Source organism: Herbidospora solisilvae, from assembly GCF_009901565.1.
Classification (GTDB): Bacteria; Actinomycetota; Actinomycetes; order Streptosporangiales; family Streptosporangiaceae; genus Herbidospora; species Herbidospora solisilvae.
This window is the reverse complement of sequence record NZ_WXEW01000002.1, coordinates 160,443-175,561: the sequence shown is the minus strand read 5'-3', so window position 1 is coordinate 175,561 and position 15,119 is coordinate 160,443. Positions and strand designations below refer to the sequence as shown.

Here is a 15,119-nt window from a genome sequence, read left to right as displayed (position 1 = left end):
GGTCGTTAGCGCATACCTACCCAGGGGGAACCCGGCTCACAGCGTGCCGAGCAGACCGGCCGCCATCTCCTTGGCCCCGGCGGCGGCCTCCGGCAGCGGCATGAGCACCGCGCCGGTGTTGTTGATCTCGGTCCCGGCCGGGCGGTCGGCGCCGCCGAACAGGACCGTCACGACGAACTTGTCCTGCATGACCTTGACCTCGTACGCGCCGCTGTAGGCGGTCTCGGTCTGCTGCCTGATCGCCTGGCCGTAGTTGTCGGTGCCCAGGCCCGGGATCTTCTGGATCTTGCTCCACTGGATGCCGCCGATCTTGGAACCGGCCGTGCCGCGGCTCTTGCCGCGCTCGTCGACCAGGTAGAACCGGGCCATCTCGGCGTTCGGGAACTCCCGGATGCCGATCCGCAGGTTCCGCCAGCGGACCTTGCCGCCCTCGACCGGCATGGCGTCGTTCCACCACTGACACTCGGTCAGCTTCGCCTTGCCCTCCGTGAGCTGCTGCGCCAGGCCCTCGGTCTTCGGGACCAGCCTCGCGGCCACCGGGTTCATCGTCACGCAGTTCGGCGGCAGGGCGATCTTGACCGGCGACGGGCTCGGCGTCGGGGTGGGGGTCGGCCGGGCCTTGCCGGCGAACGGCAGCGGCTTCTTGGCGTACCAGGCCTCGGCCGACTGGGCGAGCTGGGTCAGCAGCGCCTTGACCTCGCGGATCGCGTTCTCCTCGGTGATCGACTGCTTGGTGTCGTTCGTGAGGACGTCGGCTTCCTTGTGCTGCTGGCTGGCCTCGTACTTGACGTCGAAGGTGATGTTGCCGACCCGGCCCATGCCGGTGCCGAAGGCGTAGCGGTAGTCGTCCTCGCGGGTCCACTGGTACTGGGCGACGGCGGCCTCGCCGATGCCGGTGAACACCTGGGGCTTGGAGTAGTAGCGCTCGTCGTTGGAGACCGAGGCGGTGTAGTCGTACTGGCGCTTCTCCCCGTCGAACTGGATCGTGGCCGCCTTGTCGGCGGTGGTGTCGCCGATCGCCTCGTACCGGGCCACGTTGACGGTGATCTGCCGCTGGCGGTTGTACTCGCCGTACGAGATGTTGCGGTTGGTCCACTCGCACGTCCACCGGACGTAGCTGACCAGGGTGGAGTCGCGCTCGTCGGACATCCGCATGTCGATCTTGGCGGCCGGGACCAGCCGCTCGGTCTGCTCCGGGTCGAGCATCGAGCAGACGTCGAAGTCGGTGCCCTTCGGGTCGTCGCCCGCCGCCGGGGGCGCGGCGCCCGACGCCTCGGGAGACGCCCCCGTCTTCGGCGGCGGCGCCGTCTGCGGGGTCTCCTCGCCTCCGGTCGTCTGGAAGAACACGAACGTGCCGCCCGCCACGACCAGGACCACCACGGCCGCGATCAGCGGCCACAGCCACTTGTTCCTGGTCGGCGGGCCGGGAGGCTGCGCCCAGCCCGGCTGGGTGGTGCCCTGCCATGGGCCGGAGTTCTGCTGCCAGCCGCTCTGCGCCTGCCAGGGGTCGCCGCCCCCGCTCGGGGCGCCGTTGGCGTGCGGCTGGAACAGCACCGCCGTGCCCTCCGGCCCCTCCTGGGGCTGGGCGGCCTGCGGGTTCCAGGGGCCCTGCGGGGGCTGGTTCGCGTCGGCGGGCCCGCGCCACCGCTCGCTGCCCCGGGGGACGTGGCCGTGCGGGCCCGGGGGTTCGGGGGTGTTCGGGGGCCACGCGGTGCCCTCGGACGGGGTGGACCAGGCCGAACCCGGAGCCGTCAGGCCCGAGGACTCCTGACGGGACTCGGGCGGCTGCCCTTCCGTGCCGGGCCACTTGGCGGTGGGCGCCGCCTCCGGCCACGGGGCGTCGCTCCTGGACTCGGCCCCCGGCCACTGCGGACCGCCCGAGGCCTCCGGACCGGGCATCTGGGGACCCGACGGCGACTCCACACCCGGCCACTGGGGACCGGTCGACGACTCCATGCCCGGCCACTGGGGGCCGCCCTGAGGGTCGGGACCGGGCCGCTGCGCGCCGCCGCCGGGCTCGGCACCGAACCGCTGAGGGCCTGACGACTCCACACCCGGCCACTGCGGGCCCCTTGAGGGCTCCGCACCGAACCGCTGCGGACCCGACGTGGACTCCACGCCAGGCCACTGCGGGCCGGTCGACGACTCCGCGCCAGGCCACGCCGGGCCGCTCGGCGGCGCGGAACCCGGCCGCTGCGGGCCCGACGGAGACTCCGCACCCGGCCACTGCGGGCCGCTCTTCGGGTCAGGGCCGGGCCGCTGCGGAGCGGCCGGGGGCTCGGCACCGGGCCACTGGGCACCGCCGAAGGGCTCCGCGCCTGAGCGCTGGGGGCCCGACGGGGATTCCGCGCCGGGCCACTGCGGGCCCGGACCGCCGAAGGCGGGGGGCTCCGGCATGCCGGGCCACTCGGGGCCGGCCGCGGGCCACGCCGGGCCCGGGTTGGCCGGGGGCTGCGGGGGGCGGTGCGCGCCGAAGGCGTCGAAACCCTGACCAGTGCCGGGGCCCTGGTCCGGGCGCCGGGCGGGGCCGTCGGCGATCGGGGAGACGCCGTTCGCGCCGGGGGCGTGCCGGTCGGAGGGGGTGTGGGGCACCGGGCCCCCGCCGCGCCCGGGGGCGTCCGGGCGGGTGAAGTCGCGGAAGTCGGAGCGGCCCTCGGGCGGGCCCTCCGAGGTGGGCGCGCCGAACAGGGCGGGCGGGCGGAGCTGGCCGGGCGGCCCTTCCGGGGTCGGCGGCTTGCGGGGCTGGCTGGACGGGGTGTCGAACCAGCCCGGCCGGTCGGAGGGAGGCGACGACGGGGTGGCCGACTGCCTGGTCGACGATTTGGGGATCCGCCGCGGCAGTTCTGAGGCGCTCTCGCGCAGCCGCGTGGTCGCGGGGTCCACGTCCGTGGGGTCGCCGGTCTTCGACGGGTCGGCCGCCGCGCCGTCGGCTCCCGGCGCGGGCTCGGCAGGGGGCTGCTTGTCCAGGTCACGGAGCATCGCGCCGAACGGGTCGGACTCGTCCGGGCCGGAGTTCCGGGCAGCCGGAGGAGCCTGCTCGGCCGGGGGTTCCGGGTCGGCGGGCGGGGTGGGGCCGTCGGGCCGGGACGCGACTCTCGTCGGGTCGCCGATCACGGGGATGCCCGATTCGCCGGTCCGGCGGACGAACGGCAGGCTCGTGCCGGTCGTCTTGGGGATCTCGCCCGTGGCCGGGTCGTCCTCGTCGTAGGCGTGGGGGCGCGAATCCCGCACAGGAGAACCGAAGGCCTCGCCCGGCGGGTCCGCTGGGGGCGTGTCCTCCGGGGGCGGGGGGACCGCACGCAGGTGGTTCCGGGGCTTCTGGGGGTCTTCGGGCATGGGGGGACTCCTTGGTCAGCCGATTCCGGCCGCGACCAGCTGGGCGGCCTGGCGGGCGCGCTCCCTGGTGTCGTCGCCGGGCGACTTGTAGGTGACCTGGGCGGACAGGTTGCTTCTCCGGAACCAGACGGTGGCGCCGCCGTCGGCGGGCGCCACGTACGCCTCGTCGGCGACGCCGGTGAGGTTCTCGGCGCCGTCGGGGCGGGCGGGGGCGGCCCCGGTCGTCAGGCGGTAGCCCACGACGACCTCGGCGCCGCCGGAGCGGTTGATCCAGCGGCAGCCGCCGTCGGGTGTGGGTTCGGCGTTGGCCTGGACGCCGAGCAGGCGGGTGATCTGCGCGGTGGTCAGGGACGTGCAGGCGTCGGGGGCGGCGGTGAAACGGGCCGGGACGTCGTCCGGGCCGGCCGCGAACCGGGAGGCGGCCCAGCCGCCGCCGACGCCGAGGGCGAGCGTGAGGGCGGCGCCGATCGCCCAGCGGCCGGTCCGGCGCGAGCGCGGGGGCACCGCCGCGACGGCGTCCCGCAGCAGGTGGCGGGTGGTCGCGGCCGGAGGGCGGTGGGCGGGGTCCTTGGCGAGCAGCGCGCCGACCGCGCGGGCCAGGGCGGGGGTCGCCTGCGTCATCGGGGGCGGGTCGTGCATGACGACGGCGGCCACGACGGCGGCCGGCAGGTTGCGGTGGAAGGGGCCCCGGCCCTCCACGGCCGCGTAGAGGGTCGCGCCGAGCGACCACAGGTCCGACGGCGGCCCGGCGGGCAGGCCGCGGAACCGTTCGGGGGCCATGTACGCCGGCGACCCCGAACTGTCGGCCGGGTCGGCCCCGAAGGGGGCGGCGATGCCGAAGTCGGCCAGCATGGCCCGGCCGTCGTCGCCGACCAGCACGTTGGCCGGTTTCACGTCCCGGTGCAGGATGCCGTGGGCGTGCGCGAGTTCGAGGGCGTCGAGGATCGCCAGGCCGATCTCGGCGACCCGGGCGCTCGGCAGCGGCAGCAGCTTGTCGAGGGAGGTGCCCGGCACGAGGTCCATCACGATCCAGGGCGCGCCCTCATGGGGCACCACGTCGTGGATCTTGACGATCGACGGGTGGTTGAGCCGCCCGGCCGCCCGTGCCTCCCCGATCGCCCGGGAGGTGTATTCGGCCAGCTCACCGGGCCCGAGGTCGCTGGGCGTGCGCATCTGCTTGACCGCGACCTCGCGCCGCAGCAGCTCGTCGTGGGCACGCCAGACGGTGCCCGCGCCGCCCTTCCCGAGGGGTTCGGCGAGCCGGTAGCGGCCGGCCAGCAGGGTCACGCGTGACCCCACAGCGTGTCGGCCGCGGCGCGGGCGGCGGACTCGGCGCCCGAGCGGATCTGGTCGGCGGTGCGGTCGCCCAGGTCGGCGTACTCGACGCGGCCGACGAAGTCGCCGACGCGGAAGTAGACGTCGACGGCGATGATGCGGCCCTCGTCGGAGGTGACGTCCCAGGTGAACGCCTCCTCGCCGACGCCGGTGAGCGGGCGGATCGCCGAGATGACGGTGGGGATGCGGCGTTTGGTGCCGATCTCGTACCAGATGAGGGAGGAGTCACGCGGCTGGTTGGCGACGTGGCGCTTGATGCCGCCGTAGAGGGAGCGGGCCGCGTCGAGGTCCAGGTCCCACCAGTCGGGGGTGTCGGAGTCGGTGGTGGGTTCGAGGCGCAGGCCGGTGCCCTCGACCGTCCACTGGCAGCCGCCCTCGATCTCCGTCGGCCGGGCGTTCTGGCCGAGCAGCGCCTTGACCTGGCCGGCGGAGACGACCCTGCATAAGTCGACGTCCCGCGCGAAGACGGGGGCGGGCGGGCGCCGCCCCGCCGGGGTGCCCGCGCCGCCGGACTCCCACGGCGCGATGAGCACCACGGCCGCCGCGACGACGGCGGCGGCCCCGGCCGCCACCGCGACCCACAGGCCGTTCCTCTTCCGGCCGGCCGGCGCGATCTGGGGGTTCCCGCCCCGGACGATCTCCTGGAACAGCCGCCCGGCGGTCGCGGCGTCGGGCCGGTCGGCCGGATCGCGCGCCATCAGCCAGGTGATCAGCGTGCCGAGCGGCCCGCCGACCCTCGGCGCGGGCACCGGCGCGGTGAGCGTCGCCTGGATGACCTGCACATGGCTTCCCCGGTACGGCGGCACGCCCTCCAGCGCGGTGTACAGGGTCGCCCCAAGTGACCACAGGTCGGAGGCCGGCCCGCCGGAGTGGCCTTCGAGCCGTTCCGGCGCGATGAAGCCCGGGGAGCCGATCAGCATCCCGTCGCCGGTCAGGTTGGTCGTGTCGGCCTGCCGGGCGATGCCGAAGTCGGTCAGCACCACCCGTCCGTCGACGGTGAGGAACACGTTGCCGGGCTTGACGTCGCGGTGCTGCACGCCGTGGGCGTGCGCAGCCGACAGCGCGTCGACCATGCGGGCGCCGATCTCGGCCACCGCGCCCGGCTGGAGCCCGCCGTGGGCGGAGATCTCGGCGGAGAGCGGGCGCCCGTTGAGGCGCTCCATGACGATCCAGGGACGGCCGTCCTCGACCAGGACGTCGTGCACGCTGACGACGGCCGGGTGCCGCAACCGTGCGGTCACCTCGGCCTCGCGCATCACCCGGGTGACGAGCTCCGCCCGCTCCCGCTCCCCCATCCCGTCGGGCACCCGCAGTTCCTTGACGGCGACCTCGCGGTCGAGCATCTCGTCACGGGCGAGCCAGACGGTGCCCATGCCACCGGAGCCGAGGGGACGGAGCAGGAGGTACCGGGAGGCCAGTCGTTCCCCGATCGATTCGGCCATACCGGGAGAATAGCGAAACCCAACCGGCCCGATTTGACCATTCGTCAACCCCGGTCCCGCATGGCAGCCACATCCTGGCATATCAGGACGCCCGCCAGGCCCTACTCCACGACGATCTCCGCCGTACCGCCCACGATCTCCACCCCGGCGACGGTCTTCGGCCCGGCCGCCCGCACGACCAGCCGGCCTTCCTCGTGTACGGCCGTCACGACCGTCTCCCCGTCGTCGTCGCGCACCACGGTCCGGCTCTCGCCGTCGGGGAGGCCGTACACGAGAAGGGAGATCTCCGGCGTCTCGGTCACGGTCGGGCCGGGGGTCGTGGTGGGGATCAGGGCGCCGAGGCGTCCGTAGAGCGGGATGCGGTCGAGCGGCGGGCAGACCCGGACGTAGCGCCCGCCCGCGTGGTGCTCGCCGGTCCAGTGGTCGACCCAGGTCCCGGCCGGGAGGTAGACGTCGCGGGTGCCGTCGGCCGAGGTCATCGGGGCGACGAGGAGGTCGGGGCCCAGGAGGTACTGGAGGTCGGCCTGCCAGCTCACGGGGTCGCCGGGCCGGTCGACGCACAGGGCGCGCATGATCGGCAGCCCGGTCTCGGCCGCCTCGACGGCCGTCGAGTAGAGGTAGGGCATCAGCCGGTAGCGCAGCCGCAGCGCCTCGACCGCGCCGCGTTCGGCGTGCTCCGGGAACTCCCACGGCTCGCGGCTGGTGGTGCCGTGGAAGCGCACCAGCGGCGACAACGCGCCGAACTGCGCCCATCGGACGAAGAGATCGGGTGTGGGCGTGCCGGTGAAACCCCCGGCGTCGTGGCTCCAGAAGGGGATGCCGGACAGTCCGTGGGACAGGCCGCCCCGGATGGTGCTGCCCATCGCCGGGTAGGTCGCGTCGACGTCGCCGCTCCACTGCGCCGGATGGCGCTGCCCGCCCAGGTAGGACGACCGCGCCCAGACCAGGCCGTGCCCGGCGACCTCGCGGGTCACCTCGGCGACCAGGTCGTTGAACAGCAGGGAGTAGACGTTGTGCAGTTCGGTCCCGGTCATCCCGTTGTAGGCGACCGCCCTGGCGGGCACGCCTTCGGCGAAGTCGGTCTTGAACACCTGCACGCCCTGCTCCAGCAGGCCCTTGAGGAGCCCGCGGAACCAGGTGCGGGCGGCGGGGTTGGTGAAGTCGACGATGCCGCAGGCCGGGTAGGAGCCGTGCCAGGCGTCGGCCACGTAGGGCTCGCCGTCGCGGGTGAGCAGCAGGTACCCGCTGCTCGCCGCCTCCTCGAAGGCCGGGCTCAGGTGGGAGATGTACGGGTTCATCCACAGGCAGACCTTGAAGCCCTGCTCCGCGAGCTCCGCCAGCATGCCCTCCGGATCGGGGAAGGCCTGCCGGTCCCACCGCAGGTCCGACCAGTGCCCGTCGATCTGCCAGAACGTGTCGAGGTGCAGCACGTCACACGGGATGCCGCGCTCCCGGATCTTCCGTGCCCGCGCCAGCACCCGCTCCTGGCTGTCGCGGAAGAACCCCGAGGAGATCCACGCCCCGAAGGCCCACTTGGGCGGCAGCACCGCCGGCCCGGTCAGCGCGCGCAGCCGCCGCAGCACGTCGGCGGGCTCGGGCCCGCCCAGCACGTAGTAGTCGATCAGATCGTCGGGCACCACGATCTGCACGTCGCTGTGGGTCGACTGGCACATGTCGAACTCGACCGGCATGCCGCTGTCGACGACGATCCCGTATCCCCGGCTGGACAGGTAGAAGGGCACGTTCTTGTACGCCCGCTGCGATTCGGCCCCGAACGCGTCGAAGTTCCACATCAGCGGCCGTTGCCCGCGTTTGTCGAGCGGCGTGAACGACTCCCCGAACCCGCCGAACGCCTCGTCGGCCGGGGCGAGGAACGTCTCGTGGTAGGCGACGGTGACCCCGTCGCTCTGGGAGCGGCCGAAGGGCAGCGTCCGGAGCCGCCCGGAGATGTCGGGACGGCCGGGGTCCTGTTCGGTGAGCACCCGCCCGGTCGGGTCGGTGAAGCGCAGGTTCCAGGGGTTCAGGCGGATCTCCGCCCGTACGGCCCCCGCGTCCACCACGACGGTCTCGTCGTCGACGGACACCCGGGCCGACCACCGCACCGGCCGGGTCAGCCGCAGGGCCCGCGCCGACCGCGTGCGGGCGTCGGCCTGCTCGCTGAGCTTGACCCGGATCATCCCCTCGCCCGCCGCGCTCACCTGGACGACGAGCGACTCGTCGGTCGAGGTCACCCCCTTCAGGGTGACGCCACACCCGTCGGCGGCCACCACCTCGGCCCGCGCCAGCGTCGCGATCCCGCCTTCGCCGTGCTGCCGCACGGGCAGCTCGGGCGGGTCGGCGACGAAGTACTCGCGCGCGATCAACGGGGGGCGATAGGGCATCGCTGCACTCCAACGGTATGGCGGCCAGTATGATAATTAGTTTGCCGTCCATCCCAACAAACGTCAACGAGAGCGGGAGACGATGTACTACGGCGGCGACTACAACCCCGAGCAGTGGCCCGAACACGTCTGGCACGACGACGTCGCCCTCATGCGGCGGGCCCGCGTCAACCTCGTCACGCTCGGCGTCTTCTCGTGGAGCAGCCTGCGGCCCGCGCCGGGCCGGTGGGAGTTCGGCTGGCTCGACCGCGTCCTCGACCTGCTGCACGACAACGGGATCCAGGTGAACCTCGCCACGCCGACCGCCTCGCCGCCCCCCTGGTTCGGCCGGCTCCATCCCGACACGCTGACGGTCACCGCCGACGGCGCCCGGCTCACCCACGGCAGCCGGGACACCTACTGCGTGAGCGCGCCGGCGTACCGGGACGCCTCCCGCGAACTGGCGTCGGTGCTGGCCGAGCGCTACGGCGGGCACCCGGCGCTGGCGATGTGGCACGTCCACAACGAGTACGGCACCTGGTGCCACTGCGACCACGTGGCCGGGGCCTTCCGCAGGTGGCTGCGCGCCCGCCACGGCGACCTGGCCACCCTGAACGAGCGCTGGACCACGGCGTTCTGGTCGCAGGGCTACTCCGACTGGGAGGAGATCCAGCCGCCCCGGGCGACCCAGTGGTTGCCGAACCCGTCGCAGGCGCTCGACTTCCGCCGGTTCCTCTCCGACGAGATGCTCGCCCACTTCACCGAGCAGCGCGACCTCCTGCGCCCGACGGGCAGGCCGGTCACCACGAACTTCGCCTTCGGCTCGTGGGTGCCGGTCGACCACTGGAAGTGGGCCCGGGAGGTCGATCTGGTGGCCGTCGACGACTACCCGACGGGCGACCTGGCCGAGGAGTCGGCCTTCGTGGCCGACCTGGCCCGGTCGTGGGCGGGCGGGAAGCCGTGGATCCTGATGGAACAGGCGGCGGGAGTCGAGTACACCCCGAGACGCACCCTCCCCCGCCCACCGGGCGACCTCGCCCGGACCACCCTCATCCACGTCGAACGCGGCTCGATCGGCGCGATGTTCTTCCAGTGGCGCGCCTCCCGGGGCGGTGCCGAGCAGTGGTACCACGGCATGGTCCCCCACGCGGGCCCGGACACCCGCACCTTCCGGGAGATCGCCGCCCTGGGAGAGACCCTCGCCGCCCTGCCGCCTCGTCCGGCGCCCCGGCCGGAGGTCTCCGTCGTGTGGGACGACGAGGCGTGGTGGGCGCTCCAGAACCGGGGCCTGCCCTCCCGGGACCTCGACTACCTCGAAGCGGTCAAGCAGCCGCACCGGCTGCTCCACCGGGCCGGGCACCACGTCGCCTTCGTCCACCCGGAACACGACCTCTCGCCCTATCGCCTGGTCATCGTCCCGAGCCTGCTCCCGATCAGCGACGCGGCCCTGGCCAACCTGGCCGCCCGTCGGGGCGCCGTCCTGATGTCCTTCTTCTCCGCCGTCACCGACGAGCACCTCCGGGTGCGGCTCGGCGGCCGGCTGCCCGCGTTCGGCATCACGATCAAGGAGCACCGCCCCCTCGCCGAACCGCTCACCCTCTCGGACGGCACGGAGGCCTCCCTCTGGAGCGAGGAGATCGCCCTGGAGGGCGCCGAGGCCGTCGTGACGTACCCGGACGGAAGCCCCGCCCTCACACGATTCGGTAACACCTGGTACTTGTCCACCCGATTGACCGATAAAGCCTATGAATGCCTCCTGACCTGCCTTTTACGCCGTTCTTACTAGCGAACCGGTACACATGGTGAGAGGTAAGGGAACCATCACGGCGGGGGAGAACGATGCTCAAGGTGGTGCCATCGCTCGCGAAGGTCAGGGACATCACGTCGGCTCTGCGCAGGCGGGCGTCTCACCGTGACAGCAGGGGCGATTCAACGGTCATCGACCTGCGGGCGTACCGCGACGCCAAGATCATCAGATTTCCCCGCACCGGTGGCCCGACCACGGTCGCCTGAACGGCCGTATCACCCCGTGAGGGCCGCGCGGCAATCGGCGCGCCGCGCGACAGCACAACGGTGACGGGGTGCCGGCCGTGCCTGAACACGGTCGCCACCCCGTCACATGCTTTTCACGCCTTCTTGAAGTAGGAGGAGGCCGGCACACCACCCCTCAGGAACTCCTCGAACGTGATCCGCCCGACGGCGTGCTCGGGCGTGAGCTGGTATCCCGACCGGAACGCCTTGCTGACCCGGCCCGGCACGAGCACCTCGACGACCCGTTTCCGCTTGTCCTCCGCCGCCAGGTAGAGCTCGACCATCTCCCGGAAGCTGAGCACCTGCGGCCCGCCCATGTCGGCCAACCGGCCCGCCGGGTCGCCCATCGCCAGCGTGGCGAGCTGCGAGGAGACCTCCGAGATCGCGATCGGCTGCGACGCCCACCCGAGCGGCACCGGCACGATCGGCGACCTGGTCAGCGTCCGGCAGAGCGAGGCCATGAAGTCGTGGAACTGCGTGGTCCGCAGGATCGTGTACGGCAGCCCGGAGGCCTCGACGAGCTGCTCCACGGCGTGTTTGACCTGGTAGTACGAGTAGGGATGCCGGTCGACGCCGACGATCGAGATGTAGACGACGTGGGTGCCCGGCGCCAGCGCCTTCAGCAGGTTGCGGGCCGCCTGGACGTCGGTCTTGCCGGGCGGCTTGCTGGCCAGGTGGACGACCGTGCTCACGCCGTCGGCGGCCTCGGCGATCCCCTGCCCGGTGACCAGATCGCCCCGATAGGGCCCGTCGGCGCTGCGGGCCAGATTGCGGACCTCCCGGCCCGCCCGCCGGAGGTCCGCGATGACCTGACGGCCCAGGATGCCGGTGCCGCCGGTGACGAGAATCGTACCGTCCATGATGGTTTCCCACCTTTTGAGGCGTTTTCCGGATCCATACCCCATCACGACGCGCTGAACGAACTCACCCCACAGGCTCATGATTCCGGGGCCCGGGTCTGTCAGGATGGGGGGGTGAGCCATTCCCCGGCCGTGGTCCAGCCCGACCAGGAACTGATCATCGAGATCCTCAACGAACTCGACATCGACTTCACCTTCGACGCTGACGGCGACCTCGCGATCTCCACCGAGGCGCTCACGGTCTTCTTCCTGTTCGGGTCAGAAGGCGACCTTTTCACGATCCGCACCTTCTACGACCGCCACTACTCCGTCGACGAGAAGCCGCTGCTGCTCACCGCGCTCAACGAGTGGAACGCCGACACGATGTGGCCCAAGGTCTACGCCTTCACGCCCGACAACGGCGTGATACGCGTGATCGGCGACGCCCAGCTCTACATCGGCGCCGGAGTCACCTACGAACACCTGATGACGATCGTCGCCCACTGGGTGAGGTCGGCGATCAAGTTCCACCGCTGGCTCAGCGACCGTCTGGCCTTCGAAGAGGACGACGCCGAATAGTCCTGGCCAGCGCCTCCTCAAGGGTCTTCTGCGGGTACGGCGATCGTGCCACCGCCCCTTCGAGGTCGATCTCCCCACGGTGCAGCCGCTCACAGAGCGTGACGATCTCGGTGATCTCCGCTCGCTGCCGCTCCACGAAGTCGGGCGTCACCGGGTCGCCGTGGCCCGGCACGATCACCTCGGGAGCGGCCTCCAGCATCTTCTCCAGCGCCATGGGCCACGCGCCCGGGTAGGAGTCGCCGAACTGCGGCGGCGCCCCCTGCTCCACGAGGTCGCCCGCGAACAGCACGCCCACGTCCGGAACGTGGACGGTGAGGTCGTGACCGGTGTGGCCGGGCCCGGGGTGGCCGAGCAGGACCTCCCTCCCGCCGAGGTCGACACTGGACGGCGCCCGCAGCGGCAGCACGACCGGGGCGGTCGCGATGCCGGGGAACTCGCCCGACCACTCCCCGATCTGCTTCTGGGCCGTGTCGACCAGCGCCTCCCGGCAGCCCTCGGTGGCGAAGCAGGTCCCGAAGGCCGCCGTGCCGAAGGCGTGGTCGAAGTGGGCGTGGGTCAGCACGACCGTCCAGGGCAGGTCGGTGACCTCCCTGATCGCGTCGGCCCAGGCCTGGCCGAAGGCCTCGTCGATGCCGGTGTCGACGACGAGACAGCCGGCCTGCCCCACGATCAGCCCGAGGGTGAGGTCGAGCTCGGTGTGCCGGCGGATCCAGACTCCGTCCGCAACTTCGATCATGGGTCAGTTGTTACCACACCGGAGCGCGGCCTGACCGAATTTCGGTCCGTTGACACCCCGAAAAATCCGGATCACACCGCAGAGGTCCGGAGCCGTCCGGCGGCTCAGGCGCGGGCGAGCGCCGCGCGTAGTTCCTCGGCGTTGAAGCGGGAGACGTAGGCGGGCCGGTCCCGGTCGTGCCGCCACCCTTCGGACAGCGGGCCGACGTCCACGACGTCGAAGCCGAAGGAGTCCGTCAGGTCGGCGACGACCCGCTTCGCCTCGGGGTCGTCGCCCGCGATCGGCAGCGCCCGCCGGTTCGGCGTGCCCGGCGGGGTGCCGTCGGACAGCAGGTGGGCGGCCATGATGTTGTTGAAGCCCTTGACCACGCGCGAGGTGGGCAGATGCTCCTGGAGCAGCCCCGACGGCGTCTTCTCGCCGGAGTCGATCTGCGGGAACCGCCCGTCGCGCTCGAAGTAGTAATTGTTCGTGTCGATCACGATCTTCCCCGCGAGCGGCTGCACCGGTACCCGTCTGTACGCGTGGAACGGCACCGTGACGACCACGACGTCCCCCGCCTCGGCCGCCCCCTCTGCGGTCGACGCGGAGGCCGCCGGGCCGAGCGACTCCACCAGGTCGGCGAGGGTCTCCGGCCCGCGTGAGTTGCTCATCACGACGGAGTGCCCCGCGTCGACGGCCAGCCGGGCCAGTGCCGACCCGATGTGCCCGCTGCCAATGAATCCGATGACCATACCGGGGAAACCTGGTCACCGGTGGCGTCATTCCCACACGTAACCTCGTCTCCCTCGTTGACGACGTTACGGGCGAGACTCTACGTTGTCTCTTCAAGAGACCATGTTCGGTCGTGGTATGAAGTGACCCACCAGGAGGCGGACGGACGAGTTGAGGCACCATGACCGAGCGATACCTCGGCGTACTCGGCATCGGCGAGGCGCTGGGGGTGAGCCGGCACGCGGTGCACAAATGGCGGGCCCGCTACCCCGCGGGATCCGCCCACCCCTTCCCCGAACCCGACGCCGAGATCGACGGCGCCCCCGGCTGGCGTCCCGACCGTCTCGGCGAGATCGTGCGCTGGCGCGAGGGCCTGCCCGGCCGAGGAGCCGGCGGCGGACGCCCCCCGGCGGCCCGCCAGGACTACCTGAAGGCCGCCGCCGAGCGCGGCCTCGACCGCGACGAGGCGCTGCGTGCCCTCGCGACGTTCGGCGAAGAGTTCCCCGAGATGACCGAGCCGGAGATCTGCGCCTGGCTCATCGAGAGCTGGCGCCGCTGACCCCCACCAGAAGGCGATGACGCATGCCCGGAACCACCGCACCCGGATTCGAACCCGTCCAAGACGCGTTCGCCGACAACTTCGAGCACCACGACGAGATCGGCGCGGCCGTCTGCGTCTACGTCGACGGGAAGAAGGTCGTGGACCTCTGGGGCGGCGTGGCCGACCCCCAGACCGAACGCCCCTGGACCGAGGACACCCTCCAGGTGGTCTTCTCCACCACCAAGGCGATCACCGCCGCCTGCGCCCTGCACCTCGTCGACCGCGGCCTGCTCGACCTGGACGCCCCCGTCGCCGACTACTGGCCGGAGTTCGGCAAACCCGAGATCCCGGTACGTTGGCTGCTCACCCACCAGGCGGGCCTGGCCGCTCTCGACAAACCGGTCACCCCCGCCGAGGCCGTGGCCTGGGAGCCGGTGGTCGCCGCCCTGGCGGCGCAGCAGCCGCTGTGGGAACCCGGAACCGAGTCGGGCTACCACGCCCACACCTTCGGCTGGCTCGTCGGCGAGGTGGTGCGCCGGGTGTCGGGGCGCACGCTGGGGACGTACCTGCGCGAGGAGATCACCGCTCCGCTGGAGCTGGACTTCTGGATCGGGCTGCCGGAGTCGGAACACCACCGCGCCGCCCGGATCGTCTCCCCGGCGATCGACCTGTCGGTCGACCCGGCGACCCTGCCCGAGGCGGTACGCCCCTACTTCGACCCGACGTCGCTGACGATGCGGGCCTCGATGGCCGTGACCCCGTTCCTCGACCACAACGACCCCGTCGAACTGGCGGCCGAGTTCCCCTCGACCAACGGCTGCGGCACCGCCCGGGGGCTCGCGGGCTTCTACGCGGGGCTGCTCGACGGCCGGATCCTCAGCCCTGAACTGCTGTCGATGGCGACGAGCGAGCAGGTCAGCGGGGTGGACAAGGTGCTGCGGGTGCCGGTCAGGGTCGGGCTGGGCTTCGGCCTGCCGAACCCGGACGAGTTCTGGTATGACCCGACGGCCTTCGGCTTCCCGGGATACGGGGGCTCGCTGGGGTTCGCGGACCCTTCCCGGGGGCTCGCCTTCGGCTATGTGATGAACCACGGCAAGCACGCCGCCGACGACAGGAGGGCCGCCAACCTCGTCGAGGCGGTGCGGGCCGCCCTGTCGTGACGGTGGGCCGCCCGCGCCGCCGGTGAGCGCCGGATGCGGCGCGGACCAT

The 15,119-nt window shown here is 72.4% G+C and carries 12 protein-coding genes; 5 read left to right on the top strand and 7 right to left on the bottom strand.

Features of this window, described 5'->3' with window-relative positions; genetic code table 11:
- Positions 1-36: 36 nt before the first annotated feature.
- The 4 genes from GT755_RS06525 to GT755_RS06510 all read right to left on the bottom strand — a co-directional run bounded on the left by GT755_RS06525 (position 37) and on the right by GT755_RS06510 (position 8,494).
- Positions 37-3,336, bottom strand: coding sequence for a hypothetical protein (locus GT755_RS06525; protein ID WP_161478823.1), 3,300 nt, complete (start codon positions 3,334-3,336; stop codon positions 37-39).
- 15 nt (positions 3,337-3,351) lie between these two features.
- Positions 3,352-4,623 (bottom strand): serine/threonine-protein kinase, encoded by a 1,272-nt coding sequence (locus GT755_RS06520; RefSeq protein ID WP_161478822.1) that lies wholly within the window; start codon positions 4,621-4,623, stop codon positions 3,352-3,354.
- On the bottom strand, positions 4,620-6,113 hold the full coding sequence (locus GT755_RS06515) for a serine/threonine-protein kinase (protein ID WP_161478821.1): 1,494 nt from the start codon (positions 6,111-6,113) through the stop codon (positions 4,620-4,622). The genes GT755_RS06520 and GT755_RS06515 overlap by 4 nt, the downstream gene beginning before the upstream one ends.
- 101 nt (positions 6,114-6,214) lie before the next feature.
- Positions 6,215-8,494 (bottom strand): TIM-barrel domain-containing protein, encoded by a 2,280-nt coding sequence (locus GT755_RS06510; RefSeq protein ID WP_161478820.1) that lies wholly within the window; start codon positions 8,492-8,494, stop codon positions 6,215-6,217.
- Positions 8,495-8,576: 82 nt separating this feature from the next.
- Here GT755_RS06510 and GT755_RS06505 point away from each other — a divergent pair, with 82 nt between their 5' ends.
- Together GT755_RS06505 and GT755_RS38440 are read left to right on the top strand one after the other, a co-directional pair.
- Positions 8,577-10,259, top strand: coding sequence for a beta-galactosidase (locus GT755_RS06505; protein WP_161478819.1), 1,683 nt, complete (start codon positions 8,577-8,579; stop codon positions 10,257-10,259).
- A gap of 53 nt (positions 10,260-10,312) precedes the next feature.
- On the top strand, positions 10,313-10,486 hold the full coding sequence (locus tag GT755_RS38440; protein WP_169806299.1) for a hypothetical protein: 174 nt from the start codon (positions 10,313-10,315) through the stop codon (positions 10,484-10,486).
- Positions 10,487-10,599: 113 nt separating this feature from the next.
- Here the strand turns inward: GT755_RS38440 and GT755_RS06500 are convergent, their stop codons facing one another.
- Positions 10,600-11,364 carry an SDR family oxidoreductase gene (locus GT755_RS06500; protein WP_161478818.1) on the bottom strand — a complete coding sequence of 255 codons (765 nt, stop codon included), beginning with the start codon at positions 11,362-11,364 and terminating at the stop codon, positions 10,600-10,602.
- 114 nt (positions 11,365-11,478) lie between these two features.
- Here GT755_RS06500 and GT755_RS06495 point away from each other — a divergent pair, with 114 nt between their 5' ends.
- Positions 11,479-11,922, top strand: coding sequence for a YbjN domain-containing protein (locus tag GT755_RS06495; RefSeq protein ID WP_062334923.1), 444 nt, complete (start codon positions 11,479-11,481; stop codon positions 11,920-11,922).
- Here GT755_RS06495 and GT755_RS06490 read toward each other — a convergent pair.
- Together GT755_RS06490 and GT755_RS06485 are read right to left on the bottom strand one after the other, a co-directional pair.
- Complete coding sequence (locus GT755_RS06490) at positions 11,882-12,658, bottom strand: MBL fold metallo-hydrolase (RefSeq protein ID WP_161478817.1); 777 nt, start codon at positions 12,656-12,658, stop codon at positions 11,882-11,884. The two genes, GT755_RS06495 and GT755_RS06490, sit on opposite strands and share 41 nt — an antisense overlap.
- Positions 12,659-12,762: 104 nt before the next feature.
- Positions 12,763-13,389 (bottom strand): NADPH-dependent F420 reductase, encoded by a 627-nt coding sequence (locus GT755_RS06485; RefSeq protein ID WP_161478816.1) that lies wholly within the window; start codon positions 13,387-13,389, stop codon positions 12,763-12,765.
- Between the two features lie 161 nt (positions 13,390-13,550).
- Between GT755_RS06485 and GT755_RS06480 the strand changes: the two genes are divergently transcribed.
- Complete coding sequence (locus tag GT755_RS06480; protein ID WP_161478815.1) at positions 13,551-13,928, top strand: hypothetical protein; 378 nt, start codon at positions 13,551-13,553, stop codon at positions 13,926-13,928.
- 23 nt (positions 13,929-13,951) lie between these two features.
- A complete protein-coding gene (locus GT755_RS06475; protein WP_161478814.1) occupies positions 13,952-15,070 on the top strand; it encodes a serine hydrolase domain-containing protein in 1,119 nt (372 codons plus the stop codon).
- The last annotated feature ends 49 nt before the right edge of the window (positions 15,071-15,119 follow it).

Excerpts from the sequence above, each read along its gene's own strand:
- GT755_RS06525 (WP_161478823.1), bottom strand. The coding sequence starts at position 3,336 with ATGCCCGAAGACCCCCAGAAGCCCCGGAACCACCTGCGTGCGGTCCCC.
- GT755_RS06515 (WP_161478821.1), bottom strand. The coding sequence starts at position 6,113 with ATGGCCGAATCGATCGGGGAACGACTGGCCTCCCGGTACCTCCTGCTC.
- GT755_RS06510 (WP_161478820.1), bottom strand. The coding sequence starts at position 8,494 with ATGCCCTATCGCCCCCCGTTGATCGCGCGCGAGTACTTCGTCGCCGAC.
- GT755_RS06505 (WP_161478819.1), top strand. The coding sequence starts at position 8,577 with ATGTACTACGGCGGCGACTACAACCCCGAGCAGTGGCCCGAACACGTC.
- GT755_RS38440 (WP_169806299.1), top strand. The coding sequence starts at position 10,313 with ATGCTCAAGGTGGTGCCATCGCTCGCGAAGGTCAGGGACATCACGTCG.
- GT755_RS06500 (WP_161478818.1), bottom strand. The coding sequence starts at position 11,364 with ATGGACGGTACGATTCTCGTCACCGGCGGCACCGGCATCCTGGGCCGT.
- GT755_RS06490 (WP_161478817.1), bottom strand. The coding sequence starts at position 12,658 with ATGATCGAAGTTGCGGACGGAGTCTGGATCCGCCGGCACACCGAGCTC.
- GT755_RS06485 (WP_161478816.1), bottom strand. The coding sequence starts at position 13,389 with ATGGTCATCGGATTCATTGGCAGCGGGCACATCGGGTCGGCACTGGCC.
- GT755_RS06480 (WP_161478815.1), top strand. The coding sequence starts at position 13,551 with ATGACCGAGCGATACCTCGGCGTACTCGGCATCGGCGAGGCGCTGGGG.
- GT755_RS06475 (WP_161478814.1), top strand. The coding sequence starts at position 13,952 with ATGCCCGGAACCACCGCACCCGGATTCGAACCCGTCCAAGACGCGTTC.